23 protein-coding genes are annotated in these 26,214 nt (G+C 61.7%); 8 read left to right on the top strand and 15 right to left on the bottom strand.

Annotated elements, in window-relative coordinates:
- Positions 1 to 16: 16 nt before the first annotated feature.
- Positions 17 to 1,150 (top strand): TIGR03364 family FAD-dependent oxidoreductase, encoded by a 1,134-nt coding sequence (locus tag A7D21_RS18250; RefSeq protein WP_069552299.1) that lies wholly within the window; start codon positions 17 to 19, stop codon positions 1,148 to 1,150.
- Entirely contained in the window at positions 1,150 to 1,704 is a 555-nt protein-coding gene (locus A7D21_RS18245) for a phosphonate degradation HD-domain oxygenase (protein ID WP_053258509.1), read from the top strand. Before A7D21_RS18250 ends, A7D21_RS18245 begins: the two co-directional genes overlap by 1 nt.
- Here A7D21_RS18245 and A7D21_RS18240 read toward each other — a convergent pair.
- Complete coding sequence (locus tag A7D21_RS18240; RefSeq protein WP_053258508.1) at positions 1,701 to 3,068, bottom strand: DUF3482 domain-containing protein; 1,368 nt, start codon at positions 3,066 to 3,068, stop codon at positions 1,701 to 1,703. The two genes, A7D21_RS18245 and A7D21_RS18240, sit on opposite strands and share 4 nt — an antisense overlap.
- Entirely contained in the window at positions 3,061 to 4,440 is a 1,380-nt protein-coding gene (locus A7D21_RS18235; protein WP_053258507.1) for a DUF2868 domain-containing protein, read from the bottom strand. The genes A7D21_RS18240 and A7D21_RS18235 overlap by 8 nt, the downstream gene beginning before the upstream one ends.
- Before the next feature lie 97 nt (positions 4,441 to 4,537).
- On the opposite strand from A7D21_RS18235, the gene A7D21_RS18230 reads away from it, so the two are divergent.
- Positions 4,538 to 5,050 carry a dihydrofolate reductase gene (locus tag A7D21_RS18230; protein WP_053258506.1) on the top strand — a complete coding sequence of 171 codons (513 nt, stop codon included), beginning with the start codon at positions 4,538 to 4,540 and terminating at the stop codon, positions 5,048 to 5,050.
- Between the two features lie 96 nt (positions 5,051 to 5,146).
- Here the strand turns inward: A7D21_RS18230 and A7D21_RS18225 are convergent, their stop codons facing one another.
- Positions 5,147 to 6,538: an L-cystine transporter gene (locus A7D21_RS18225; protein ID WP_053258505.1), complete on the bottom strand. Its 1,392-nt coding sequence runs from the start codon at positions 6,536 to 6,538 to the stop codon at positions 5,147 to 5,149.
- A 241-nt stretch (positions 6,539 to 6,779) separates the two neighbouring features.
- On the opposite strand from A7D21_RS18225, the gene A7D21_RS18220 reads away from it, so the two are divergent.
- The gene (locus tag A7D21_RS18220) at positions 6,780 to 7,838 is read left to right on the top strand and encodes a hypothetical protein (RefSeq protein WP_053258504.1); all 1,059 of its coding nucleotides are present in this window, start codon (positions 6,780 to 6,782) and stop codon (positions 7,836 to 7,838) included.
- 280 nt (positions 7,839 to 8,118) lie between these two features.
- Here A7D21_RS18220 and ilvD read toward each other — a convergent pair whose 3' ends face one another.
- From ilvD to A7D21_RS18205, 3 genes are all read right to left on the bottom strand, one after another.
- Complete coding sequence (ilvD, locus tag A7D21_RS18215; RefSeq protein ID WP_053258503.1) at positions 8,119 to 9,960, bottom strand: dihydroxy-acid dehydratase; 1,842 nt, start codon at positions 9,958 to 9,960, stop codon at positions 8,119 to 8,121.
- Between the two features lie 265 nt (positions 9,961 to 10,225).
- On the bottom strand, positions 10,226 to 11,425 hold the full coding sequence (locus A7D21_RS18210; RefSeq protein ID WP_053258502.1) for an MFS transporter: 1,200 nt from the start codon (positions 11,423 to 11,425) through the stop codon (positions 10,226 to 10,228).
- Positions 11,426 to 11,608: 183 nt separating this feature from the next.
- The gene (locus A7D21_RS18205; protein ID WP_017734765.1) at positions 11,609 to 12,805 is read right to left on the bottom strand and encodes a class I SAM-dependent rRNA methyltransferase; all 1,197 of its coding nucleotides are present in this window, start codon (positions 12,803 to 12,805) and stop codon (positions 11,609 to 11,611) included.
- Between the two features lie 296 nt (positions 12,806 to 13,101).
- On the opposite strand from A7D21_RS18205, the gene A7D21_RS18200 reads away from it, so the two are divergent.
- Both A7D21_RS18200 and mutM read left to right on the top strand, forming a co-directional pair.
- Positions 13,102 to 13,914 (top strand): HDOD domain-containing protein, encoded by an 813-nt coding sequence (locus tag A7D21_RS18200; protein WP_171902620.1) that lies wholly within the window; start codon positions 13,102 to 13,104, stop codon positions 13,912 to 13,914.
- A 21-nt stretch (positions 13,915 to 13,935) separates the two neighbouring features.
- Positions 13,936 to 14,748, top strand: coding sequence for a bifunctional DNA-formamidopyrimidine glycosylase/DNA-(apurinic or apyrimidinic site) lyase (gene mutM, locus A7D21_RS18195; RefSeq protein WP_069552297.1), 813 nt, complete (start codon positions 13,936 to 13,938; stop codon positions 14,746 to 14,748).
- 131 nt (positions 14,749 to 14,879) lie between these two features.
- Here mutM and A7D21_RS18190 read toward each other — a convergent pair whose 3' ends face one another.
- The 5 genes from A7D21_RS18190 to A7D21_RS18170 all read right to left on the bottom strand — a co-directional run bounded on the left by A7D21_RS18190 (position 14,880) and on the right by A7D21_RS18170 (position 19,654).
- Positions 14,880 to 15,131 (bottom strand): YfhL family 4Fe-4S dicluster ferredoxin, encoded by a 252-nt coding sequence (locus A7D21_RS18190; protein ID WP_003195146.1) that lies wholly within the window; start codon positions 15,129 to 15,131, stop codon positions 14,880 to 14,882.
- A gap of 171 nt (positions 15,132 to 15,302) precedes the next feature.
- The gene (gene coaD, locus A7D21_RS18185; protein ID WP_003176711.1) at positions 15,303 to 15,782 is read right to left on the bottom strand and encodes a pantetheine-phosphate adenylyltransferase; all 480 of its coding nucleotides are present in this window, start codon (positions 15,780 to 15,782) and stop codon (positions 15,303 to 15,305) included.
- A 114-nt stretch (positions 15,783 to 15,896) separates the two neighbouring features.
- Complete coding sequence (locus tag A7D21_RS18180) at positions 15,897 to 17,492, bottom strand: GMC family oxidoreductase (protein WP_053258499.1); 1,596 nt, start codon at positions 17,490 to 17,492, stop codon at positions 15,897 to 15,899.
- A 161-nt stretch (positions 17,493 to 17,653) separates the two neighbouring features.
- Positions 17,654 to 18,199: a hypothetical protein gene (locus tag A7D21_RS18175; RefSeq protein WP_053258498.1), complete on the bottom strand. Its 546-nt coding sequence runs from the start codon at positions 18,197 to 18,199 to the stop codon at positions 17,654 to 17,656.
- A gap of 27 nt (positions 18,200 to 18,226) precedes the next feature.
- Complete coding sequence (locus A7D21_RS18170) at positions 18,227 to 19,654, bottom strand: coniferyl aldehyde dehydrogenase (protein WP_069552296.1); 1,428 nt, start codon at positions 19,652 to 19,654, stop codon at positions 18,227 to 18,229.
- Positions 19,655 to 19,800: 146 nt separating this feature from the next.
- On the opposite strand from A7D21_RS18170, the gene A7D21_RS18165 reads away from it, so the two are divergent.
- Complete coding sequence (locus A7D21_RS18165; protein ID WP_053258496.1) at positions 19,801 to 20,472, top strand: TetR/AcrR family transcriptional regulator; 672 nt, start codon at positions 19,801 to 19,803, stop codon at positions 20,470 to 20,472.
- 34 nt (positions 20,473 to 20,506) lie between these two features.
- A complete protein-coding gene (locus A7D21_RS18160; protein ID WP_069552295.1) occupies positions 20,507 to 21,361 on the top strand; it encodes a sulfurtransferase in 855 nt (284 codons plus the stop codon).
- 56 nt (positions 21,362 to 21,417) lie between these two features.
- Here the strand turns inward: A7D21_RS18160 and A7D21_RS18155 are convergent, their stop codons facing one another.
- From A7D21_RS18155 to A7D21_RS18140, 4 genes are read right to left on the bottom strand one after another with little or no spacing between them, the layout of a single operon-like run.
- Positions 21,418 to 22,416, bottom strand: coding sequence for a hydrolase (locus A7D21_RS18155; protein ID WP_053258494.1), 999 nt, complete (start codon positions 22,414 to 22,416; stop codon positions 21,418 to 21,420).
- A 60-nt stretch (positions 22,417 to 22,476) separates the two neighbouring features.
- Positions 22,477 to 23,094 (bottom strand): 16S rRNA (guanine(966)-N(2))-methyltransferase RsmD, encoded by a 618-nt coding sequence (rsmD, locus tag A7D21_RS18150; protein ID WP_053258493.1) that lies wholly within the window; start codon positions 23,092 to 23,094, stop codon positions 22,477 to 22,479.
- Entirely contained in the window at positions 23,094 to 24,584 is a 1,491-nt protein-coding gene (locus tag A7D21_RS18145) for a pitrilysin family protein (RefSeq protein ID WP_069552294.1), read from the bottom strand. Before A7D21_RS18145 ends, rsmD begins: the two co-directional genes overlap by 1 nt.
- Positions 24,577 to 25,932 carry a pitrilysin family protein gene (locus A7D21_RS18140; protein WP_053258491.1) on the bottom strand — a complete coding sequence of 452 codons (1,356 nt, stop codon included), beginning with the start codon at positions 25,930 to 25,932 and terminating at the stop codon, positions 24,577 to 24,579. Before A7D21_RS18140 ends, A7D21_RS18145 begins: the two co-directional genes overlap by 8 nt.
- Positions 25,933 to 26,214 lie beyond the last annotated feature (282 nt).

Raw genomic sequence — 26,214 nt, 5'->3', positions numbered from 1 at the left:
TTCAGGACATCATGTAATGACACACCACAGCGATCTGCTGATCATCGGCGCCGGCATCCTCGGCCTGTCCCACGCTTATGCGGCGGCCAGGCGCGGCCTCAAGGTCAAGGTGTTCGAGCGCAGCGCCACACCGTTGGGTGCCTCGGTGCGCAACTTCGGCCAGGCGCTGGTCACCGGCCAACCACCGGGGCCGATGCTTGACCTGGCCCGGGAAAGTCGCGGTATCTGGGGGCAATGGGCACAAGTGGCGGGTGTGCAGCTCAAGCGCAACGGCTCGTACCTGTTTGCCCGCACCGAAGCCGAAGAGCATCTGTTGGAAGCCTTCTGCGCCGGTCGCGCACACGAACACGGCTACAACGTCGAACTGCTGCAAGGCGCGGCGATGAGGGACCTATATGGCGGTCAGTTCCGCCATCACCGCGCAGCGCTGCATGGTAAAGACGATCAGCAGTTGTATTCCCGCGAGGCGATTCCGGCGCTGATCAACTACTTGAGCCAGCAATTGAGCGTGGAGTTTCATTTCTCCACCCTGGTGCGTGACGTGGAGCCCGGCCAGGTGCACACCACCTTAGGCAGCTTTCGCGGCGAGCAGGTCATCGTGTGCTCCGGCCACGACTACCAAACCTTGCTGGCGGAACCGATCGCCGAACTCAACCCGAGTATCTGCCGCCTGCAAATGCTGCGTGCCCGGCCTGCGGCCAACCTCAACCTGCAACACGCGTTGCTCACAGGGTTGAGTTGCGTGCATTACGGCGCCTTCGCCGACCTGCCCGAAGCTGCGCCGGTTCAGGCGCAGATCCTGCGCGAAGCCGCGCATTTGCACGCGCACGGGATTCACTTGTTGATCAGCCCGACGCCCCATGGCGAACTGATCATCGGCGACTCCCATGACTACGGCAGCGACGCCTCGCCGTTCAACGCCGAGCAGGTTGATGACTGGCTGATCGAGCTGGCCGAGCAAACGTTGGGCTGCAAGGTCCAGGTGGTCGAGCGCTGGCAGGGCGTCTACGGCTCGCGCGGGCCGGCGCCGTTTTCGTTCCTGCGCGTAGCGCCCGGCGTGAGCGCGGCACTGATGCACACCGGCGTGGGCATGAGCGTGGGGCCGGCCATGGCCGAGCGAAATATCACAACCCTGTGGGGGGCCGCGTGATGAGCCCGGAGCAGGCGATTGCCGAAGTCTTTGGCGTGTACGAGCAGCACGGCATGGCGGATTACATCGGCGAGCCGGTGTCGCAGATCGAACACATGTCCCAAACCGCGCAACAGGCGATGGCCGAGGGGTTTGATGATGAAGTGGTGCTGGCGGCGTTTTTCCACGACATCGGGCACTTGTGCGGCCAGGGGGGTGAAAACATGGGCAGTTATGGTGTGGTCAGCCATGAGCGGCTGGGCGCAGATTACTTGCGCCGGGCGGGCTTCAGTGAGCGCATGGCCAGGTTGGTGGAATATCACGTGCAGGCCAAGCGTTACCTGACCTTCAGCCAGCCGGGCTATTACGCCCGCCTGAGCGAAGCCAGCCGCCGCACTTTGGCGTACCAGGGCGGCATGATGAGCGTCGAAGAAGCCCAGGCCTTCGAACAGGACCCGCTGTGTGCGGTTAGTTTGCGCATGCGCCATTGGGATGAACAGGCCAAGCATGTATCCATACCGGTGCTTGATCTTGAAGTGCTCAAGGCCAAAGCTCGGCACCTGCTCGCGGCTTAGGTTTCATCCAGACGCTGGGCCAGGGCTTGGATGTGTTCCTGGCGCTCTGCCTGACTCAGCTTGGGATGAGGGTTCAGGGACGACCATTGCGGATGAGCGCGGGCCTTGTGCAGCGCGTCCGGTAACTTGCCTTCACGCCAGGTTTTATCCTGAGGCGTGTCGACCTTGATGCTGTGCATCGCCGCATGGCCGCGCAGGCTCAGGGCCTTGAGCAACTGGCGCTGGCGCAGGGCGAGCAGGCGCAGCACGCTGTCGTCCACGGTCAATTCGCGTTGGCCCTTGATCTTGCCCAGCAGGCGGCTGCCGTAGCTACGCGCCGTTTGCAGGGCGCCCCCGGCAATCGCCCCGGCAATGGCGGCGGCGCCAAGCGTCAAGCCACCGACCAGCAGGTCCACACCTGCCCCGGCAGCCGCCCCTGCGGCGATTCCGCCACCGACGCGCACGCCGAGTTGCTTGAGGGTTTCCGGGTTGAACAGGTCATCGCCCCAGCGGCCGTCGAGTAACGGCAAGTCGCTGGCGGCGGCATCTTGTGGGCGGAAACCGAACAGTTTGAGCAGGGCTTCCACGCATTTCTGTTCGCGTTGGCGCACGGCTTTGCGCAGATCACTGATGGCTTGCTGTTCATCGGCAGTCAAAACGCTGCGCCGGCAGGCGGCGCAGTCGATCAGCAGCTCGGCGATCAGCCGTGCGGCGCTTTGCTGGCGCGCCTCGCGTTGGGCTTGTTGGTCGAGAATCAGCCGCTCCAACGGCCCCCGCGAATTCTCCAGAAGCAGGGCCAGGCTTTCATAAAGACGACGCTCGCCATCTTCCGGTGGCGCCACGCTGTCGAAACGCACCAGCGCATGCAGGCCAAGGCGGGCCAGGGCTTCGCGCCAGTCCGGCTCGCGGTGGTCGCTGCTGCTGACGAAATTGAGCACCGGCAGCAACGGCTTGCCGCAACTGGCCAGCACTTGCAGTTCATCGCGGTACTTGGCCAGCACCGGCTCGCGGGCGTCGATCACATACAGGCCGGCGTCGCAGGCCAGCAATTGGCGCAGCACCTTGGCTTCCTGTTCAAACCGCTGGCGCGCTTCGCTGCCTTCCAGGAAGCGCGCCAGACGGGCCGGGCCGTCGAGGCGTTCGCCGGGGCGATCCAGGCGTTCCAGATAGTCGAGCAGGGCGATGGCATCTTCCAGGCCGGGCGTGTCGTATAGCTCCAGCAAGGCCTCGCCATCCACCGATAACCGCGCGCCTTCGACATGCCGCGTGGTGCTGGGCCGATGGGACACTTCGCCAAACCCGACATCGCGGGTCAGGGTGCGCAGCAGCGAGGTCTTGCCGACATTGGTGTGGCCGACCACGGCGAGTTTCAGCGGTTTAGTCATGACCGGTCTCCAGCCAGTTCAGCGGCGCGCAGTCGGCGAAGGGCAGCTCTAATTGTTGCAGCGCTGCGTGCCAATCGCCCAGGCGCTCGGCGTCCAGTGCCTGGCCGGGCGGGGCTTGCAGCAGCCATACGCGGGTGGCGGCGGCGCTGCGTGCCAGCTCGGCGACCAGCGCCAGGCTGCCACGGTCGGGCGAGCGCCGTGGGTCGCAGGCGATGGCCAGGCGCGCGGGCGGGAAGCGGGTGAGTTGTTCCAGCAGTTTGTTGCGCGATTCACGGCTGTCGAGGATGCCGGCGTTTTTCACGCTGGCCGGCAGTTTGGGCGGCCAGGGGTGCTGATCGTCCAGTTCGATGGCGACCAGCAGCGCGCCGTCGCTCTCCAGCTCACTGACGCCACCGGTGACGTGGTGCAGCTGTTCGGGCGCGGCGTCGTTGACGCCCAGCCGTTCACTGCTGGGCATCAGGCGTTCGCGCAGTTGGCTGTAGCCGGGCAGGTTGAGGTCCAGGCGCAAGGCGGCGCGCCCGCGTTTCCAGCGCCACAGGCAGAGCAACGCGAGGATCAGTCGGGGCAGCAGGCCGTACACCAGCAACACGCCGACCAGCCAGGCGGCCCAGGCTTGGCGAGCGCTTTCGATGTTCAGGGCGGAATCGCCGCTGGCGCGGATCATCTCGACCGTTGGCACGTTGAAGCCCAGCAATGCGGGAAGGCGGCCCAGGGCTTGGGTCACGGCGACAAAGGTGTCGGCGCCGAGGATGGTGGTTTCCCACACAAAACCATAGCGTCGGGTGGCGAGCAGTGTCAGCAAAATCAGCATGGCACTGAGCAAGGCCAGCAACCACAGGCTGTTGACCAGCATGCCGACCGCCCAGCGATTGAGTTTCTGGCGCTGTAACAACAGCAGCAACGCCGGGGCCAGTTGCGCGGCCTTGGCATCACGCGCGAGTTTCTCGCTGAGCCACAACCACAGGCGGCCGAGGCTGGCGCTGTGTTCGCCGGCAAACAGCAGGCCCAGGGCCCAGCTGATTAACAGGATCAGATTCAAGCCGAGCAGGCTGCCCAGGGCCCAGAACACATTCACGGGCGTCACGCCATTGCCCAATGCAGCAAACGCCAGCCCGGCGCCACTGACTACCGCGACCACGGCCAACAGCACCAGCGCCAAACGGGCACCTTGCAGCCAGCGGGTGAGGGCGGCGGTCAAGCCATCGCGTTCGGCCAAGTGCAGGGCGCGCTGCTGGATGCGCGTCGGCAGGTCGCCGCCGGCCGCGCGGGCCAGGCGGTTGGCTTCCAGGTCTTCCAGCGGGCCGGCGTGTTCTTCACGCAAGCGCACGGTTTCCGTCAGCCAGAGTTTGTGCAGGGGGTTCAGTGCAGTCACGCGCGGTCCTGTTGTGTTCGTGAGCCTGGAGCATAACCGCTCCGGGGCTGTTTAGTGCACGCTGCGCGTGGCTGGGGGCTCTGGTATTCTCGTCGGCATGAAAAACACTCTCCCTCTAAGCCTGATCGCAGCCCTCGGTGAAAACCGTGTGATCGGCGTCGACAACAGCATGCCCTGGCATTTGCCGGGGGATTTCAAATACTTCAAGGCCACCACCTTCGGCAAGCCGATCATTATGGGGCGCAAGACCTGGGATTCGCTGGGCCGGCCGTTGCCGGGGCGCTTGAATATCGTGGTCAGCCGTCAGACCGATTTGGTGCTCGAAGGTGCGGAAGTTTTTCCGTCGCTCGACGCCGCGGTTGAGCGGGCTGAGTCCTGGGCGCTGGCGCAGGGCGTGGATGAGCTGATGCTGATCGGCGGTGCGCAGCTGTATGCGCAAGGGCTGGAACAGGCGGATCGCCTGTACCTGACGCGGGTTGCGTTGAGCCCGCCAGGGGATGCGTGGTTTCCCGAGTTTGATCTGAACCAGTGGACGCTGGTGTCGAATGTCGAGAACCCGGCTGAAGGTGATAAGCCGGCGTACAACTTTGAAGTCTGGGAAAAAGCCTAAGCACATTGCTGGCAAGCCAGCTCCCACACTTGACCGAGTTCCTACATGAGAATGCGGTCAAAATGTGCGAGCTGGCTTGCTTGCGACAGCGCTCCGTCAGGCCTGCGCTAACTCAGCATGCTCATCGGCATTCAACAGCGCTTTATCCGTCTGCTTCATGACCTGGCTGGTAATCGCGCCCGCGGTCATCGACCCGTTCACGTTCAACGCCGTGCGGCCCATGTCGATCAGCGGCTCCACGGAAATCAGCAGCGCCACCAGTGACACCGGCAAGCCCATCGCCGGCAGCACGATCAGCGCGGCAAACGTCGCACCACCGCCTACGCCGGCCACACCCGCCGAACTCAAGGTCACAATCGCTACCAGGGTCGCGATCCACAGCGGGTCCAGCGGGTTGATGCCGACCGTCGGTGCAACCATCACGGCCAACATCGCCGGGTAGAGGCCTGCGCAACCGTTCTGGCCGATGGTGGCGCCAAACGAGGCGGCAAAACCGGCGATGGATTGTGGAATGCCCAGGCGGCGCGTCTGCGCTTCAATGCTCAGCGGAATGGCCGCCGCACTGGAGCGACTGGTGAACGCGAAGGTCAGCACCGGCCAGACTTTGCGGAAGAACCGCAGCGGGTTGATCCCGGCCAGGGACAGCAGCAGGCCGTGCACCACAAACATCAGGCCCAGCGCCAGGTACGACACCACCACAAAACTGCCGAGCTTGATGATGTCTTGCAGGTTGGAGCCAGCGACCACTTTGGTCATCAGCGCCAGCACGCCGTACGGCGTCAGCTTCATCACCAGGCGCACCAGGCGCATCACCCAGGCTTGCAGGGTATCGATGGCGTTGAGCACTTTCTGGCCTTTTTCCACGTCATCCTTGAGCAGTTGCAGCGCGGCAACCCCCAGGAATGCAGCGAAAATAACCACACTGATGATCGACGTCGGTTTGGCGCGCGCCAGGTCGGCGAACGGGTTCGCCGGCACGAACGACAGCAGCAACTGCGGGATATTCAGGTCGGCGACCTTGCCGGCGTAATCACTCTGGATCACTTGCAGGCGCGCCATTTCCTGGGTGCCGGCCACCAGGCCTTCGGCGGTGAGGCCGAACAGGTTGGTCAGGCCGATGCCGATCAGCGCCGCAATCGCCGTGGTGAACAGCAGCGTGCCGATGGTCAGAAAGCTGATCTTGCCCAGGGACGAGGCATTATGCAGACGGGCCACTGCGCTGAGGATCGAAGCGAATACCAACGGGATCACGATCATTTGCAGCAGTTGCACGTAGCCGTTACCGACCAGGTCGAACCAACCGATGGACGCTTTGAGCACCGGGTTACCGTCGCCATAAATGGCGTGCAATGCCGTACCGAACACCACGCCGAGGGCCAGGGCGAACAGGACCTTCTTGGCGAGGCTCCAGTGCGTGTGGCGAGTTTGTGCCAGGCCCAGCAACAGGGCCACGAACACCAGTAAGTTGAGAATCAGGGGCAGATTCATTGAAGCTCCGTTGAGAAGGCAGCCAATCGCGTGAGCCTGCGATTGCGAACCGGAAATGCTAACAGCTTGAAATATATTGATTTAATACCGATATGGAATGTTGACTGTCGTTTTTGGAATAAGCGGGTGACGTTCAGGCACATGCCCTTGGCGCAATCACGATGTAAGCGGTCGCGCTCGGGCGATAACTGTCACACAGATTTGTTAGCGTCGATGTCTTTCACTCAGGGAGAAAACGCTTATGAAGCTCGCGCCAACACTACTTGCCGCCGCCTTCTGCTTCGGCCTCGCCAGCCAGGCATTTGCCGCCACCGAGTTGAAGCACTGGCCGGCGCCCGCCGCCGAGCAACTGAACAAGATGATTGCCGCCAACGCCAACAAGGGTAACTTCGCGGTGTTCGACATGGACAACACCAGCTACCGCTATGACCTTGAAGAGTCCTTGCTGCCGTACCTGGAAAACAAGGGCTTGATCACCCGCGACACCATGGACCCGTCCCTGAAGCTGATCCCCTTCAAGGACACCGCTGAACACAAGGAAAGCCTGTTCAGCTACTACTACCGCCTTTGCGAAGTCGACGACATGGTCTGCTACCCGTGGGTGGCGCAGATTTTCTCCGGCTTCACCCTCAAGGAGCTCAAAGGCTACGTCGATGAGATGATGGCTTCCGGCAAGCCCGTCCCGGTCACGTACTACGACGGTGACGTGGTCAAGAACATGGACGTCCAGCCACCAAAAGTCTTCACCGGCCAGGCTGAGCTCTACAACAAGCTGATGGAAAACGGCATTGAGGTCTACGTGATGACCGCCGCGTCCGAGGAACTGGTGCGCATGGTCGCTGCCGATCCGAAGTACGGCTACAACGTCAAACCCGAGAACGTCATCGGCGTGAGCACCCTGCTCAAGGACCGCAAGACCGGCGAGCTGACCACCGCACGCAAACAAATCGCTGCCGGCAAATATGACGAGAAGGCCAACCTTGGCCTGGAACTGACCCCTTATCTGTGGACGCCGGCAACCTGGATGGCCGGCAAACACGCCGCCATCCTGACCTACATCGACGAGTGGAAAAAGCCGGTGATCGTTGGGGGTGACACGCCGACCAGCGACGGCTACATGCTGTTCCACGATGTGGACGTGGCTAAAGGTGGCATCCACCTGTGGGTCAACCGCAAAGACAAATACATGACCCAGCTCAACGGCATGATGGCCAAGCACGCGGCCGCACAAGCCAAGGAAGGGTTGCCGGTGACGGCGGACAAGAACTGGGTGATCGTTAAGCCTGACGAGATTCAGTAAGACCCAGGCGCCTGCTTCGCGAGCAAGCCCGCTCCCACATTTGACCGAGTTCCAGCACAGGAATGCGGTCGACCACACTTGACCGAGTTCCAGCATAGGAATGCGGTCGAATGTGGGAGCGGGCTTGCTCGCGAAGGCGGTGTGTCAGGCCATACATGAGTCGGCTGGCCCACCGCTTTCGCAGGCAAGCCAGCTCCCACAGTTGGTCTTCTATGTCTGGGGAGTTTTCTGCAGGCAAAAAAATGCCCCGCACTTGGCGGGGCATTTTTATGGGCGAGGCTTACAGGCCGTCGAGCATCGCCTTGTTACGTACCGCACCCTTGTCGGCACTGGTGGCCAGCAGGGCATACGCTTTCAACGCGGTCGTCACTTTACGTGGACGTTTCTCAACCGGTTTCCAGCCTTTCTTGTCCTGTTCGACCCGGCGTGCAGCCAGCTCTTCATCGCTGATCAACAGGTTGATCGAGCGGTTCGGAATGTCGATCAGCACTTTGTCGCCATCCTGCACCAGGCCAATCGCGCCACCGGCAGCGGCTTCTGGCGAAGCGTGGCCGATCGACAGGCCCGAGGTGCCGCCGGAGAAACGGCCGTCGGTCAACAGGGCGCAGGCTTTGCCCAGGCCTTTGGATTTGAGGTACGACGTCGGGTAGAGCATCTCTTGCATGCCCGGGCCGCCTTTCGGGCCTTCGTAACGGATGATGACGATGTCGCCTTCTTTGACTTCGTCGGCGAGGATGCCACGTACCGAGCTGTCCTGGCTTTCGTAGATCTTGGCGCGGCCTTCGAACACGTGGATCGACTCGTCCACGCCAGCGGTTTTCACTACGCAGCCGTCAAGGGCGATGTTGCCGTACAGCACGGCCAGGCCGCCTTCTTGCGAGTAGGCGTGCTCGACACTGCGGATGCAGCCGTTTTCACGGTCGTCGTCCAGGGTGTCCCAACGGGTCGACTGGCTGAACGCAGTTTGCGTCGGGATGCCCGCCGGGCCTGCCTTGAAGAAGGTGTGCACGGCTTCGTCGTCCGTCTGGGTGATGTCCCATTTGGCGATGCCTTCGGCCAGGGATTTGCTGTGCACGGTCGGCAGGTCGGTGTGCAGCAGGCCGCCGCGGGCCAGGGAACCGAGGATCGAGAAGATCCCGCCGGCGCGGTGCACGTCTTCCATGTGGTATTTCTGGATGTTCGGCGCGACTTTGCACAGTTGCGGCACGTGGCGGGACAGACGGTCGATGTCGCGCAGGTCGAAATCGATCTCGGCTTCCTGGGCGGCGGCCAGCAAGTGCAGGATGGTGTTGGTGGAACCGCCCATGGCGATATCCAGAGTCATGGCGTTTTCGAACGCCTTGAAGTTGGCGATGTTACGCGGCAACACCGACTCATCGTTCTCGGTGTAGTAACGCTTGCACAGCTCGACGATGGTGCGGCCGGCTTGCAGGAACAGTTGCTCGCGGTCGCTGTGGGTGGCCAGGGTCGAACCGTTACCCGGCAACGCCAGGCCCAGGGCTTCCACCAGGCAATTCATCGAGTTGGCGGTGAACATGCCGGAGCACGAACCACAGGTTGGGCACGCGCTGCGCTCGTATTCCGCGACCTTCTCGTCAGAGGCGCTGGAATCGGCGGCGATGACCATGGCATCGACCAGGTCGAGGCCGTGGGAGGCGAGCTTGGTCTTGCCGGCTTCCATCGGGCCGCCGGAGACGAAGATCACCGGGATGTTCAGGCGCAGGGAGGCCATCAGCATGCCGGGGGTGATCTTGTCGCAGTTGGAGATGCACACGATGGCGTCGGCGCAGTGGGCGTTGACCATGTATTCCACGGAGTCGGCGATGATCTCGCGGCTCGGCAGCGAATACAGCATGCCGTCATGGCCCATGGCGATGCCGTCATCCACGGCGATGGTGTTGAATTCTTTGGCGACACCGCCGGCGCGTTCGATCTCGCGGGCGACCAGCTGGCCCAGGTCCTTGAGGTGGACGTGGCCGGGTACGAATTGGGTGAACGAGTTGGCAATCGCGATGATCGGCTTTTTGAAGTCGTCATCTTTCATCCCCGTGGCACGCCACAGTGCGCGGGCGCCGGCCATGTTGCGGCCGTGGGTGGATGTTTTCGAGCGGTAATCAGGCATTGGAGCACTCCGGGCGGCTAATCAGGTAACTACTAATCAGGTACTACTGGGGAGAGAGCTTCTATTGACGTCTGGAGCACTCCGAAAATGGCCGTGTGTCCAAAAGTTGCCACTCGCGTCGCGGGATCGCCGCGTGCTTGGGCCTTGAGCTCATAAACCCGCCGGGGGATGACTGGCGATGAATAGACCCGATTCTACACCGCTGGCGGCTGGAGGGAATGGCCGTAAGCGTGCAGACAGCGCTTACGGGACGTGTGGCGGGGCGTCAGCGCCCGACCCGCGCATTCGTCAACCAACCCCACAAGCTGAAAAGGATGAAGCTGACAGCAATGGTCATCAGCAAATGCGTTCCGGTTTGCGCTAGGGCGGCGCTGCTGACGGCGGCAGTGAGGAACATGATGCTGTTGCCTGCCGATGCTGCGGTGCCGGCACTGCTGGAGAACAGCAACATCGCCGCAGAAATCGCGGCAGGCCGAACCAGGGTAACGGCCAGGGCGCTGATCAGCATCGGAATCAGCAGGGTGACGGTGGTGATGGCCTCAAAGCTGACGATCAGTGTCAACAGCACACCGGCGACAAGCAGCAAGCCGAGGCCGAAGTTGATTTGCCGGGACAGCGGGATGCGCTTTTGCAAATACGACGCCGCGACGCCGCCGAGCAGATAGGCCACGCCGTATACCATCAGCACCAGGGCGTACTGGTATTCGGACAGTTTCAGTGCATCCATGAAAATCAGCGGCGTCACGCTGATCAGCGCGAAATAACAGGCAAACACCAGCGCGGCGATCCACCAGTAACGCAGGAAGTCTCGATTGCTTGCGACGGCTTTCAGCGTACCGATGATCGAAACCGGCGCGCGGTGGGGGCTGGCGGATTTGGACGGCAGGATGCAGAACGCATGGATCAACATGCCCAGCGCCATCAGCGCGAATCCGTAGAAGCTGCCTTGCCAGTCGAAGGTGGTTTGCAGCCAGGAGCCTATCAGGGGTGACAGCGCGACAAACGAACCACTCAGGGTCATGTAATAGAGGCGTACCCGGGCTCGATCCTGTTCCTCGAACAGGTCTTCCACCAGGGCGTGGCCCAGCACGAAGAAACCACAGCCCATCGCCTGTACAGAGCGAAACAGCAAGAAGGTCAGGTAGTCCGCGGCCAGCGCGCAGCCAATCGCGCCCAGGATCGACAAGGTGATGCAGCCGAGCAGGACTTCCTTGCGGCCCCATTTATCCGACAGCGGGCCGGCGACCAGTTGCGAGATGGAAAAGACCAGGGTGAACAGGCTGATGGACAGTGCGATGTCTGCCGTCGGCATGTCGAACCGGGTAGCCAGCGCGGGAAATGAGGGCAGGAGAATGTTGATCGGAAAGAAGCTGATCAGTGAAATGCAGGTGATGAGGATGAAGCGCGAGCGTTGTTGATGCTTGGCGCCGCCACTGAGCGGGAGCGAGCAGGTGGACTCAGACATTGTTTTTGTTTTCCGGAGTGAAACCAGCAACCGATACTAGTCTGCGACCTGCGAAATTCAATCAAAAACGTTGTGGGATGCGCGTAGGGACCTGTGTGGCAATGTTTCTGACACAGCGAAAAATGTGGGAGCTGGTGTGCTCCCACATTTTGATCCGCGCTCTATCGCAGAGCGCGGCCTACCTTAGCTGTTAGGCAACAACCGGCAGGTAATGCTCTTGATGTAGCGCGTCTCGGCAATTGCCGGGTGCACCGGGTGGTCCGGGCCCTGGCCGCCGCGTTCGAGCATCTGGATATTGCGGTCCAGGTGGCGGGCGCTGGTCAGCAGGATGTTTTGCAGGTCGTCTTCCGGCAGGTGCATCGAGCACGAGGCGCTGACCAGGATGCCGTCCTTGCTGAGCAGGCGCATGGCTTGCTCGTTCAGGCGGCGGTAGGCGCCTTCGCCGTTTTTCATGTCTTTTTTGCGTTTGATGAAGGCCGGCGGGTCGGCGACGATCACGTCGAAACGTTCTTCGCTGGCTTTCAGCTCTTTGAGGGCTTCGAAGACGTCGCCTTCGATGCAGGTCATTTTCTCGGCGACGCCGTTCAGCGCGGCGTTACGCTCAACGCCGTCGAGGGCGAAAGCGGAAGCGTCGACGCAGAACACTTCACTGGCGCCGAAGGCTGCAGCTTGCACGCCCCAGCCGCCGATGTAGCTGTACAGGTCCAGCACACGTTTGCCTTTGGCATACGGGGCCAGGCGCGCGCGGTTCATGCGGTGGTCGTAGAACCAGCCGGTTTTCTGGCCCTGGATGACCGGCGCTTCGAACTTGACGCCATTTTCTTCCAGCGCTACCCACTCCGGCACCAGGCCGAACACGGTTTCAACGTAGCGGTTGAGGCCTTCAGCGTCGCGTGCGGCGGAGTCGTTCTTGAACAGGATGCCGCTCGGCTTGAGCACTTGGGTCAGCGCCGCGATCACGTCTGCTTTGTGGGCTTCCATGGTCGCCGAAGCGATCTGCACCACCAGGATGTCGCCGAAACGGTCGACGACCAGGCCTGGCAACAGGTCGGAATCGCCGTAGACCAGGCGGTAGAACGGCTTGTCGAACAGGCGGTCACGCAGCGACAGGGCGACGTTGATGCGGTGTACCAGCAGCGACTTGTCCAGGGGCAACTTGATGTCGCGCGACAACAGGCGTGCGCAGATCAGGTTGTTCGGGCTCATGGCCACGATGCCCAGGGTCTTGCCGCCGGCCGCTTCCAGGATGGCCTGGTCGCCTGCCTGGAAGCCGTGAAGAGGTGTGGCGGCCACGTCGATTTCGTTGCTGTAGACCCACAGGTGGCCGTTGCGCAAACGACGATCGGCGTTGGCTTTGAGACGCAGGCTTGGCAGGGACATGACGTCGCTCCGGAAAAAAGAGCGGGAGTATACCGTGTTGTGCATGAATTCGCGGCGCCGCCGGACATGTGGGAGCGGGCTTGCTCGCGAAAGCGGTGGATCAGCCACTGTATTCGGTGACTGACACCGCGCTTTCGCGAGCAAGCCCGCTCCCACATTTGATCCGGTTTCAGTTCGGCATTTGGGTGTCGGTCAAGTCTTCATAAGGGTTAGAATCCTCGCCTAGCCCAGAGTGTGTACTTATGTCCCAAGAGCTTTCCGCCGAGCAGATCCAACAGGCCCTGCAAGGCATCAGCGTGCCGCCTCAACCGCAAATCATGGTGGATTTGCAGATGGAGCAGTACATGCCCGACCCGGACCTGGAAGTGATCGCGCGGTTGATCTCCCAAGACCCAGGCTTGTCCGGCGCGCTGCTGAAGATCGTCAACTCGCCCTATTACGGGCTGAGCAACAAGATCGCCTCGATCCAGCGCGCAGTGAACCTGCTGGGCAGCCGCTCGATCATTAACCTGATCAATGCCCAGTCGATCAAGGGCGAGATGAGCGACGACACCATCGTCACCCTCAACCGCTTCTGGGACACCGCCCAGGATGTGGCCATGACGTGCCTGACCCTGGCCAAGCGCACCGGTTCGCAAACCGTCGACGAGGCCTATGCTCTGGGCCTGTTCCACGATTGCGGCGTACCGTTGATGCTCAAGCGTTTCCCCAACTACATGGCGGTGCTGGAAGAGGCCTACGCCAACGCCGGCCCCGACTGCCGCGTGGTCGACACCGAGAACAACGCGTTCAACACCAACCATGCAGTCGTCGGTTATTACACCGCCAAATCCTGGCGCCTGCCGGAGCATGTGACCGACGCCATCGCCAACCACCACAACGCCCTGGCGATTTTCAGCGATGAGTCATCGCGCACTCCGCAACTGAAAAACCTGCTGGCGATCCTGAAAATGGCCGAGCACATTTGCTCGTCTTACCGGGTGCTGGGCAGCCAGGCTGAGGACCATGAGTGGAATGCTATCGGCCACCTGGTGCTGGATTACGTGGGCCTGTCGGACTACGACTTTGAAAGCATGAAGTTGTCGATCCGCGAGTTGGGCGCGCACTGACCCTTTTTTCCAGAGGTACACATGCCCGAGTTACCAGAAGTCGAAACCACCCGGCGCGGAATTGCGCCACACCTGGAAGGCCAGCGGGTCAGTCGCGTGGTGGTGCGTGAGCGGCGCCTGCGCTGGCCGATCCCGGAAGACCTCGATGTGCGTCTCTCAGGGCAGCGCATCGTCTTGGTGGAGCGGCGGGCCAAGTACCTGTTGATCAATGCCGAAGTGGGCACCTTGATCAGCCACTTAGGTATGTCGGGCAACCTGCGCCTGGTGGAAGTCGGTTTGCCGGCACTCAAACATGAGCATGTGGATATCGAACTCGAATCCGGCCTGGCCCTGCGCTACACCGACCCACGGCGCTTCGGCGCAATGCTCTGGAGTCAGGACCCGCACAACCACGCGTTGCTGATGCGCCTGGGGCCGGAGCCGTTGACCGACCTGTTTGACGGCGAGCGCCTGTTTCAGCTGTCCCGTGGCAAGTCAGTGGCGGTGAAGCCGTTCATCATGGACAACGCCGTGGTGGTGGGGGTTGGCAATATTTATGCGACGGAAGCGTTGTTTGCGGCGGGGATTGATCCGCGTCGGGCCGCGGGCGGTATTTCACGCGGGCGCTATCTGAAGCTGGCGATTGAGATCAAGCGTGTGCTGGCGGCCGCGATCGAACGGGGCGGCACCACGCTGCGGGACTTTATCGGCGGCGATGGGCAGCCGGGGTATTTCCAGCAGGAACTGTTCGTCTATGGCCGTGGCGGCGAGGCGTGCAAGGTGTGCGGCAGCGAGCTGCGTAATGTGGTGTTGGGGCAGCGCGCGAGTGTGTTTTGCCCTAAGTGCCAGAGCTGACGCTGTGTGATGGCGGATGCCGCCTTCGCGAGCAAGCCCGCTCCCACATTAGAACGCGTTCGTTCTGACGAAATACGCTTAAACGTGGGGCCGGCTTGCTCGCGAAGAGGCCGGATAGACGCTGAAGAACCTTAAGCCTTACCGGTAATCTTCCGGTACTTCTCCATCAACTGCTCTTCCGTTTCCGGATGGGCTTCATCCAGCGGAATGCAATCCACCGGGCACACTTGCTGGCACTGAGGCTCGTCGTAGTGGCCGACGCACTGGGTGCACAGGTTGGGGTCGATCACGTAGATCTCTTCGCCCTGGGAAATCGCAGCGTTCGGGCACTCGGGTTCGCAGACGTCGCAGTTGATGCAATCGTCGGTGATGATCAGGGACATGGAAACTCCTGCCAGGGCTGTCAGCCAGGGCATCTGAAAACGAATGCGCGCAATTGTGCCGCATTGGCGCCCACAGTGCGAGCGCACATGACCTGTGGCGATGTGCTTGTGGTGGTGAGCGGGCTTATTGCGTCAAGCCCACTGGCCACAGACAAGCCCGCTGGTCAGAAATTACTTTTTGAAACGCAGGGTCAGCGCATCCGCCACGGCCGGGTGCACGAACTTGGTGATATCCCCGCCCAGTGCCGCGATTTCACGAACCAGCGTGGAAGAAATGAACGAATAACGCTCCGATGGCGTGAGGAACAGGCTTTCTACGTCCGGCGCCAGTTGGCGGTTCATGTTGGCCAGTTGGAATTCGTATTCGAAGTCCGACACGGCACGCAGGCCACGCAAGAACACATTGGCGTTCTGCTCTTTGGCGAAGTGCGCCAGCAGCGTCGAAAAGCCCACCACTTCCACATTGGGCAGGTGCTTGGTGACCTCACGCGCCAATTCCACGCGCTGTTCCAGGGGAAACAGCGGGTTTTTCTTGGGGCTGGCGGCGACCGCGATGATCACATGGTCGAACAAGCGAGAGGCACGTTCGACCAGATCGCCATGGCCTTTGGTAATCGGGTCGAAGGTACCTGGGTACAACACTCGGTTCATCGCGTCGTCCTGGCGGAGTCCGTTGGGGAACCGGATGGTATCGCAGCCATCCCGGTCGGCCAAGTCAACTTATGCAGAAGAAAGCACTATAGACAGCACGAATACCGTGTTTTTTCATGCCGTTTTCAGACGTTCGGCCAATGCTGTCGCCAGTTGCGCCGTCAATCCGTACACCGATAATTGCGGGTTAGCCCCAATGCTGGTGGGGAATAGAGAGCCATCGTGGATCGACAGGTTGCGCAATTGGTGATGCCGGCCGAGGCTGTCGGCCACCGCGTTTTTCGGGTCTTCGCCCATCGCGCAACCGCCCATTACGTGAGCGCTGCCCAGTGTGGTTCGGTGCAATTCCAGGCTCAGGCCATCAATCAGGCTGCGTGCCTCGGCCAAGGAGTTCACGTAGCGTGCATCGTGGTGCAGCGGCTTCACCGACTTGGCGCCCGCCGCGAACTGAATCTCGGCCATGGTATGGAACGCCCGGCGCAGGCCGTCCCAGGCGTAATCCGATACCTGATAATCGAGCACCGGCGTGCCGTCACTGCGCAATTCCACGGTACCGCCCGGGCTGTCGGGATGAAAGCCGTCACGCAACAGCGCGAGCATGGCGTGGGTATGCGGCAGTTGGCTCATGTCCAAGGCGTTTTGTGTGCCGTAGCCGCCGAACAGGGTGCTGGCCAAGCCCGGATGTAAGGGCGGAGCTTCCAGCTTGTAGGACATTTTGCCGGTCGTGCCGTCCTGCCATTGGAAGTGGTCGGAATAGATCGACTGTGGCGCACCGTAGAACGGGTTGATGACCTCGTCGAACAGCCCGGCGGAGAAGTTCACCAAGTGCAGAAAGGTCCGTTTGCCCAGCCGCGAATGCGGGTCGGGTGCGTTTGAACGCATCAGCAGCGCCGGGCTGTTGATGCCACCACCGGACAGGACGTAATGCTTGGCCTTGACCGTGATCTTGCGCCCGGTGGGGGCCACGCAGCGTTCATCCATGGCGACGCATTCCAGGCTGCTGATCGTGTCGCCGCTGTATTTGAGCTGCTCGGCGCGGGCCAGGTAGAGCAGCTCGCCGCCTTTTTCCAGGGTGGACGGAATGGTGGTGACCAGCATCGACTGCTTGGCGTTGACCGGGCAGCCCATGCCGCAATACCCCAGGTTGAAGCAGCCGCGCACGTTGCGTGGAATCACGTGCCAGCTGTAACCGAGTTTTTCGCAGCCTTTGCGAATCACATCGTTGTTGGCATTCGGGGGGATGGCCCACGGCGCGATACCCAGGCGCTGTTCCATCTTCTCGAACCACGGCGCCATCTCGGCGCTGCTGTGGCCGGTTACCGCGTATTCGCTGGCCCAGTGGGCGAGGGTGGCGTCGGGCGTACGAAAGCTCGACGTCCAGTTGATCAGCGTGGTGCCGCCCACCGCCCGGCCCTGCAGGATGGTGATCGCGCCGTCTTTGCTCATGCGGCCGATGCCTTCCTGGTACAGGCTGGCGTAGGCCTCGTCTTCCAGCAGTTTGAAATCGCTGCTGGTTTTGAGCGGGCCTTCCTCGATCAGCAACACCTTGTAGCCGGCTGCGCTGAGGATCTCGGCGGTGGTGCCACCCCCGGCGCCGCTGCCGATAATCGCCACATCGGCTTCCAGGGTCAGATCGCTGCCTAAGGCGGCGCCATTGTGGGTTTTCCAGCCACGGGCCAGGCCGTCGCGGAACAGATCGGGTACGGGCATAGAAGTGCACTCTTGTTCTTATGAGTTAAACGCTACGAAGTTGCGGTCAATGTGGGAGCTGGCTTGCTCGCGAATACGGTCTATCAGTTAAGAATTTATTGACTGACCCACCGCTTTCGCGAGCAGGCCCGCTCCCATATTTTCTGATCGGCTTATCAGGGTTAGATCTTCGGCGGGCCGGGGTAACCGCAATGGGCCCAGGATTGCGGGCGGAAGTACCAGGCCATGATCACCAGCTTGAGCAGTGAGCCCTGGCCCATGCGCAGCAGGTTGAGGTAGCTGTTTTCCCAGCGGTGCAGGAAGTTGCGAATTTGCTCGCTGCTGGCGTTTTCCCAGCTGCCCCAGATCCCGGTCAACGGACCGCGGGTGATACCCATACCCAGTACGTCGAACAGTTGCTGGGTGAGCTTGAACATCTCCGGCGACAAGTGTTGCAGGCTGTAGTCGAGTTTTTTCAGGGTGTCTTCGATCCCGGCGACCACATCCTGGGCGCTGGCCGCGCCTTCGAGCAGCACCGGGATGACCGCGCGCAGGAACGGCAAATCACTGCTGCGCAGCATGGCAAAGCCGCTGGCCGGGGTGCTGCTGGAGCAGCCGCTGAGGCTGGCGCCGAGCCCGGCAGTGGCCAGGAACGCGCTGGCGCACAGGCCGATTTTCAAGACGCCGCGTCGCGACAGCGCGGGTGAATCAGTCAGGCTAGGGTTCATTGTTATTGTTATCCCGAGGGTGTGTTATCAACGGATAAACAGCTTCTGAATCAACGTCTGGATCGACTTGCCATAGGGCGGGTAGATCAACTTCGCCGCGTTCAGGCGCTGCTTGACCAGCACACCCTTGGCCTTGCTGAACGTGAGGAAGCCTTCATGGCCGTGGTAGTGGCCCATACCCGATGGGCCGATGCCGCCAAAAGGCATGTCGTCCTGAGCCACATGCAGCAGCGTGTCATTCAGGCATACACCGCCAGAGTGAGTCTCGTGGAGCACACGGTTCTGCTCGCTCTTGTTGTAGCCGAAGTAATACAGGGCCAACGGGCGAGGACGGTGGTTGATGTAGGCAAACGCCTGGTCGATGCCGCGATAAGGCACGATCGGCAGCACCGGGCCGAAGATTTCGTCCTGCATCACAGTCATGTCATCGCTGACATTCAGCAACAGGCTATGGGCCATGCGCCGAGCCTGGCCTTGCTCGTAAAGCGGAATCAGGGTGGCGCCTTTGTCGGTGGCGTCTTTGACGTAGGCGTTGAGCCGGGCCTGTTGCCGCTCGTTAATGATGGCGGTGTAGTCCGGGTTGTCGGCCAACGTCGGATAAAACCCGCGGACTGCCTTGGAGTAGGCCTCGATGAACCCTTCGACGCGGTCTTCCGGTACCAACACGTAGTCCGGCGCCACGCAGGTTTGCCCGGCATTCAGGCATTTGCCGAAGGCGATGCGCTCGGCGGCGTCCTTGAGTGGCACGTCGGCCGAGACGATCGCGGGCGACTTGCCGCCCAGCTCCAGCGTGACCGGCGTGAGGTGCTCGGCAGCCGCGCGCATCACATGCTTGCCGATGCTGGTGGCGCCGGTGAACAACAAGTGATCGAAGCGCAGTTTGGAAAACGCCATACCCACGTCGGCCTCGCCCAGCACCACGCACACCAGATCCTCAGGGAAGATTTTCCCCAGTAGTGCCTTGAGCAGTTCACCGGTGGCCGGGGTGGACTCGCTGAGTTTGAGCATCACCCGGTTACCTGCTGCCAAAGCACCCACCAACGGGCCAATGGCCAAATACAGCGGGTAGTTCCAGGGCACGATTACGCCCACCACACCGAGCGGCTGGTAGATGACTTTGGCTGAAGCAGGTTGGAAGGCAATGCCCACAGCGCGACGGGAAGGTTTCATCCAGCCTTTGAGGTGTTTGCTGGCGTAGTGAATGCCGTGCAGGCTGGGCATCAGTTCGGCGAACAGGGTTTCGTCGGCACTGCGGTGGCTGAAGTCCTGGCTGATCGCCTTGATCAGCGCCTCGCGTTCGTCGCTGAGCAAGTCGCGCAATGCCTTGAGCCATTGCTGGCGTTGCTCGGCGGGCGGCATCGGGTTGGCCGCATAGGCGAGACGCTGGGCGTCGAACAAGCCCTGGAGTTGATCCAGCGCCTGGGCGTCTTGCAGGTAGGCAACGTTGGCAGGCATGGCGCAGTTCCCGATTGTTATTGGAATGCATCATTTATTAGAGTCATTACTCTAAAATGTCAAATAACATTGCAGCAACATGCGGATTTATCCTGAGCAGGATAGGCCGTAAGATGCTTCATCACGTGTTCAGAAGCTGATCCCCTATGGCACCACGAGTAAAGACCAGCGAGCGCATTGTGCAAACCAGCCTGGAGCTTTTTAACCAGCAGGGTGAACGCAGTGTCAGCACCAACCATATCGCCGCCCATATGGAAATTTCCCCGGGCAACCTGTACTACCACTTCCCCAATAAGCAGGCGATCATCGCCGTGTTGTTTCGTGAATACGAAGCCCTGGTAGACAGTTTTTTGCGCCCGCCCCAAGGCCGCGCCGTGACCGTCGAAGACAAACGTTTCTACCTGCAGGCCGTGCTGGCCGGCATGTGGCGCTACCGTTTCCTGCACCGTGACCTTGAACATCTGCTGGAAAGCGACCCGGAACTTGCCACCGGCTACCGGCGGTTTTCCCAGCGCTGCCTGATCCAGGGCAGCGCCATTTATCAGGGGTTTGTCGAGGCGGGCATCCTCAATATGGACCCGGTGCAAACCGAAGCGCTAACCCTGAATGCCTGGATCATCCTCACCTCTTGGGTGCGCTTTCTGTGCACCACCAATGAAAACTCCGCTCACTTGAGCGCCGAAGCGATCAAGCGCGGTGTGTATCAGGTGCTGGTGCTGGAGGCGGGGTTTGTTACCGCCGAGGCGAAAGACGCAGTGGATGCCTTGTTCAAAGAGTTTTACGTGCCGTTGAATCAGGCACTGGAAGAAGTGAAGTAGGCCCTTTCTCGAATCTGTTCACAGGAGTCCTGTCATGCCGCTTGCCCAACTGATCAGCCCCCAGCAATTGGCCGAGCGCCAACCGCGCGGCGGGCTGGTGATCCTGGATTGCCGCTTCGCCCTGGAAGACCCGGATTATGGGCTTTGCAGCTACGCCGAAGGGCATATCGAAGGCGCGCAATACGCCGACCTGGAGCGCCACCTCAGCGGGCAGGTGACCAAGGGCGTGACCGGTCGCCACCCGCTACCGGCAGCGGATACGTTGGTTGTGCAACTGCGGGCCTGGGGCATCAACGCCGACACCGATATCGTGCTGTATGACGACGGCCCCGGCGCCTATGCCGCCCGCGCCTGGTGGCTGCTGGCCTGGCTGGGCAAGCGTGATGGCGTGTTTATTCTGGACGGTGGCCTCAAGGCCTGGCACACGGCAGGTTTCCCGCTGAGCCTGGACGCACCTGTGGTTGAGCCGGGAACATTTGCCGGTACGCCGGATAATCAGCTGGTATTGGATGCGCAACACCTGCAAAAGCGCCTGGGCGAACCGGGCATGACCTTGATCGATGCCCGTGCCCAACCACGGTTTCGTGGCGACGTGGAGCCGATCGACCCGATCGCCGGGCACATTCCCGGCGCGCAATGTGCGGCATTCAATGAAAACCTGGGCAGCGATGGGCGCTTCCTGCCGGCTGAGCAGCTCAAACAGCGCTTCGCCGCGCAGTTGCAGGGGCGTTCGCCGGATGCACTGGTGGCGTATTGCGGTTCGGGCGTGACGGCGTGTCACAACCTGTTTGCCCTGAGTTTGGCGGGTTATCCGTTGGGCAAGTTGTATGCAGGGTCGTGGAGCGAGTGGATTACTGATCCGGCGCGGGAAGTTGCAACCGGCGACTGATTTGCCTGGTGTGTAAACCCAATCGAAATGTGGGAGCGGGCAAGCCCGCTGCCTCATTATTTAGCGTGCTCCTCCCGCAACCATTGCGGGATGCGGCGCTCCAGGTAGTAGCTGGGGTGCTTCAGCGAACCCTCGACAAACCCCACATGCCCACCCTTGGCCAGCAACTCGAACTCGGTGCAGTCCGACAGTTCGCTGGCCTCGGGCAGGCTGTGGGCGAACACGAAGGGGTCATCGGCGGCCTGGATGATCAGGGTGGGGGTACGGATTTCGCCCAGGTAGTAACGGCTCGATGCGCGGCGGTAATAGTCTTCTGCACTGAGGAACCCATGCAGCGGCGCGGTTACCCGCCCGTCGAAGTCCCAGAATGTGCGCATCTTCTCCAGAGAGCCCAGTGCTTCCAGGGTTTTTAGCCCGTCAGCCCGACCATCCTGTAGAAACCGGCTCTGTTTGAGGCGGATATACGCCAACATCTCGCGCATGAAATGCTTTTGATAAACCCGCGAAAAGCCCAACCCGATGCGATCTGCACATTGATCCAGCCGAAACGGCACCGACACTGCCGCCGCGCCTTGCAGCCCAGAGGCTTCGCCGGTTTCTCCCAGGTGCTTGAGCAGCACATTGCCCCCCAGCGAATAACCCACGGCGTACAGCGGAGCCAACGGCCGCTGGGTGCGCAGATGGGCAATCGCGGCCGCCAGGTCCTCGCTGGCGCCCGAGTGATAGCTGCGCGCCAAGAGGTTGGGTTCGCCCGAGCACCCGCGCCAGTTCAACGCTGCGCTGGCCCAGCCTTGGGAAGCGAGGGCTTTTTGCAGGCCGGCCACGTAGGGCGAATTGGACGACCCCGTCAGCCCATGCAGCACCAGCACCAACGGCGCTTGCGCGTCATGGGGGCCATGCCAGTCGAGGTCGAGAAAGTCGCCGTCGTCCAACCATAGGCGCTCGCGCTGGCGTTCGATATGGGTGGTAGGGCGCCACAATGGCCCCCAAAGCGTTTGTAGGTGCGGGTTGCCAAGGCCGAAGGCGGGTTTGAACAGGTCGACGGAAGGAATCATGGATATCTCTGTAGCGAGCGAGCTTGTTGTGGCGAGCGGGGCCAGCCCGCTCGCCATAAATCAGGCAGCGCTTTCCACCAAACGGTGCCACAACGCGTAATACACCCGACCGGACTTCTGCTCCCGGTGCAGGCGCCAGCTACCCGGCAGGCCGAGGGTCGACGGTGCGGTCTCGCTTTCAGTGTAGATCCACGCATCCGGTGCCAGCCATTGGCGCTCTTCCAGCAACGCACACACCGTCGGCAGCAGGTTCTGGTTGAACGGCGGGTCGAGGAACACCACGTCGTACTCGGTGGCCGGCTGGGTTTCCAGGTAGCGCAACGCGTCGGCGGTCTGAACCTGGCCGGTGGTGCAGCGCAGGGTGCCCAGGTGTTCCTTGAGGCTGGAGACGGCCACATTGCTGGCATCCAGCGCCTGGCCTTGCGCCGCGCCACGGGACAGCGCTTCGAGGAACAGCGCGCCGCTGCCGGCAAACGGGTCCAGCACCTTGGCGCCGCCGATGTACGGCGCGAGCCAGTTGAACAGGGTTTCACGCACGCGATCCGGGGTTGGACGCAGGCCGACGACGTCGGGGAAGCTCAGCTTGCGGCTGCCCCATTCGCCACCAATGATGCGCAGTTGGCCCACACCGTTATGGACGTTGTGGACGGGTTTTTTCGGGCGAGATGAACTGGCCATTAATGCTCCGGAACCCCGAGCGGCTGCTCGGCAGGTTTATCAGTGGGGGGCGGTAGTGGCTTTTGCGCAATCGTCGGGCCGGCGGTCACGATGACCATCTTGTCGGCGCTCAAGTGTTTATTCATCGCAGCCTTCACCTGTTCTACGGTCAGGGCCTGGGATTGTTTCATGAAATCTTCCAGATAGCTCAGCGGCAGGTTGTAGAAACCCATGGCGCCCAGTTGCCCGACGATATCGGCATTGCTCGCGGTGGACAGCGGGAAGCTGCCGGCCAGCTCGCGCTTGGCGTCATCCAGTTCCTTCTGCGTCGGGCCGGTCTTGAGGTAGTCGGCCAGCACGTCTTCAACCAGGCGCAAGGTGCCGCCGCTCATTTCGGCGCGGGTTTGCAGGTTGATCATGAACGGGCCGCGCGCCTGCATCGGTGAGAAGCCGGAGTATACGCCGTAGGTCAGGCCGCGCTTTTCGCGCACTTCGCTCATCAAACGGGTGCCGAAGCCACCGCCGCCGAGGATCTGGTTGCCCAGGGACAACGCGGCGTAATCCGGGTCGGCGCGGTCGATGCCCAGTTGCGCGAACAACAGGTGCGTCTGCTTGGACGGGAACTCAATGTGGCTCAGGCCGGCCTTCGGTTCGGTTGGCTGGGCGATCTTCGCCAGGGCCGGACCTTTGGGCAATGAGGCGGAGACCTTGGCGGTCATGGCTTCGGCCTCGGAGCGGGTCAAGTCGCCGACCACTGCAATGACCGCGTTGCCCGCCGCGTAAGCCTTGGCGTGGAACGCCTGCAACTGCGCGAGGGTAATTTTCGGGATGCTGTCGGGTGTGCCTTCGCTCGGGTGCGCGTAAGGGTGGTCGCCGTACAGGCGCTTGAACAGTTCAAGGCTGGCCAGCTTGGCCGGGTTCTGCTTCTGGTACTCAAAGCCGGCGAGGATCTGGTTCTTGATCCGCGCCAGGGAATCGGCCGGGAACGTCGGCTTGCCGATCACGTCGTCAAACAGTGCCAGGGCCGCCTCGCGCTTGTCGCTGTCGCTCAGGCTGCGCAGCGACACCAGCGCCATGTCGCGATAGGCGCCATTGCCGAAGTCGGCGCCCAGGCCTTCAAAGCCGCTGGCAATCTGGCTGACATCCTTGCCCGGCACGCCTTCGTTAAGCATGGCGTTGGTCAGCAATGCCACACCGGGGCTGCTGCCATCCTGGCTGCTGCCGGCGGCGAACAGGATGCGCATGTCGAACATCGGCAGTTCATGCGCTTCGACGAACAGCACCTTGGCGCCCTCGGCGGTGGTCCAGGTTTGCACGTCAAGCTTGCGGTTGGTCGGCGCCTTGCCGTCCAGCTCCGCGAGGGATTGCAGTTTGTTGGCCGATTGAGCCTTGTCCAATGCCTGGCTGGCTACGGACTCGCTCGGGCGCAGGAAGTACACGGCACTGGCTGCAATCAGGGTGACGACGACCAGGCCAGGAAAGATCAGGCGGCTGCTTTTGCGATCACTCATGAGCGGTCTCCTCAGGCAAAACATGGGCGACGCTCAAACGTTCGCGGGTGAAATAGGTGCGCGCGGCCTTCTGGATGTCTTCCGGGGTCACGCTTTGCAGGTCGGCCAGTTCGGTGTCCATGAGTTTCCAGGACAGGCCAACGGTTTCCAGCGAGCCGATGGCCGTGGCCTGGCTGGTAATGGAGTCACGTTGGTAAACCACGCCGGCAATCACCTGGGCGCGGATACGCTCCAGTTCTTCCGCCGTCGGCGGTTTGGCTTTCAATTCGTCCAGCAGGCGCCACAGGCCGGCTTCGGCCTGGGCAATGGTTTTTTTCTTCTGCTGGTTCGGAGTGGCCGTCAGGGTGAACAGGCTGTCGCCCCGGGTGTAGGCGTCGTAGCTGGTGGAGGCGGCGGAAACCAACTCTTCACCGCGCTCCAATTGCTCCGAGATACGCGCGCTGTAGCCGCCATCCAGCAGGGCCGAGAGCAGGCGCAGAGCTTGTACCGAGCGTTTGTCTTCGGCGGTGGCCAGGCCCGGTACGTTGAAACCGAGAATGACGCTCGGCAGCTGGGTCTGTACATGCATGGTCAGCAGGCGCTCGCCGGGTTCGGCGAGCTCCAGCGGGATCTTCGCGGGTGGCACATCACGTTTTGGGATTGGGCCGAAGTAGCGCTGGGCCAGGCTCTTCACCTGGTCCGGGGTCACGTCGCCGACCACTACCAGCGTGGCGTTGTTCGGCACGTACCAGGACTGATACCAATGGCGCAGCTCTTCGACTTTCATGCGCTCAAGGTCGGCCATCCAGCCGATGGTCGGCGTGTGGTAGCCGCTGGCCGGGTAAGCCATGGCCTTGAAGCGCTCGTAGGCCTTGGACATTGGGTTGTCGTCGGTGCGCAGGCGGCGCTCTTCCTTGATGACCTCGATCTCGCGGCTGAACTCATCGGCCGGCAGGCGCAGGCTGGCCATGCGGTCGGCTTCGAGTTCGAAGGCGACGCCCAGGCGATCACGGGCCAGTACCTGGTAGTAGGCGGTGTAGTCGTCGCTGGTGAAGGCGTTTTCTTCGGCGCCCAGGTCGCGCAGGATCAACGAGGCTTCGCCTGGCCCGACCTTGGCGCTGCCCTTGAACATCATGTGTTCCAGGGCATGGGACAAACCGGTCTGGCCCGGCGTTTCATAGCTCGAACCCACCTTGTACCAGACCTGGGAAACCACGACCGGTGCACGATGATCTTCGCGCACGACCACTTTAAGGCCGTTATCCAGGGTGAATTCATGGGTGGGTTGTGGGTCGGCAGCCAAGGCTGAAAGGGGCAGGCAAACTGTGCCGAGCAGCAGGCCAGCGGCGCGGCGGGCTAGAGCATTCATTCGTTTTTAAACCTGTTGGGTTGCCCGCTTGGTCTTAGCGTCGGCGGGCGAGGAGGTGCTAGGATACTGATCCGATTTGGACACGGCCACTGCGGCGGTCATCTTGTCCCGGATCCAGTCGTAGGAATGTTGGAGTAGATGGTGGGTTTCCCCGACGATCTTCCACTTTTCGCCGATTTTATCGCTTCAGTCCTTTATTGAAACGATTTGTTGAGGCCTTTATTTACGCCTTACAAAATGTTGCGCATGAACAAGCGAGCGTTAACGCAGTCTGTTCTGCAT

This window comes from Pseudomonas sp. AP19, from assembly GCF_001728855.1.
GTDB classification, from domain to species: Bacteria; Pseudomonadota; Gammaproteobacteria; order Pseudomonadales; family Pseudomonadaceae; genus Aquipseudomonas; species Aquipseudomonas fluorescens.
Note: the sequence above shows the minus strand (reverse complement) of the source record. Positions and strands in the feature narration are given on the sequence as shown.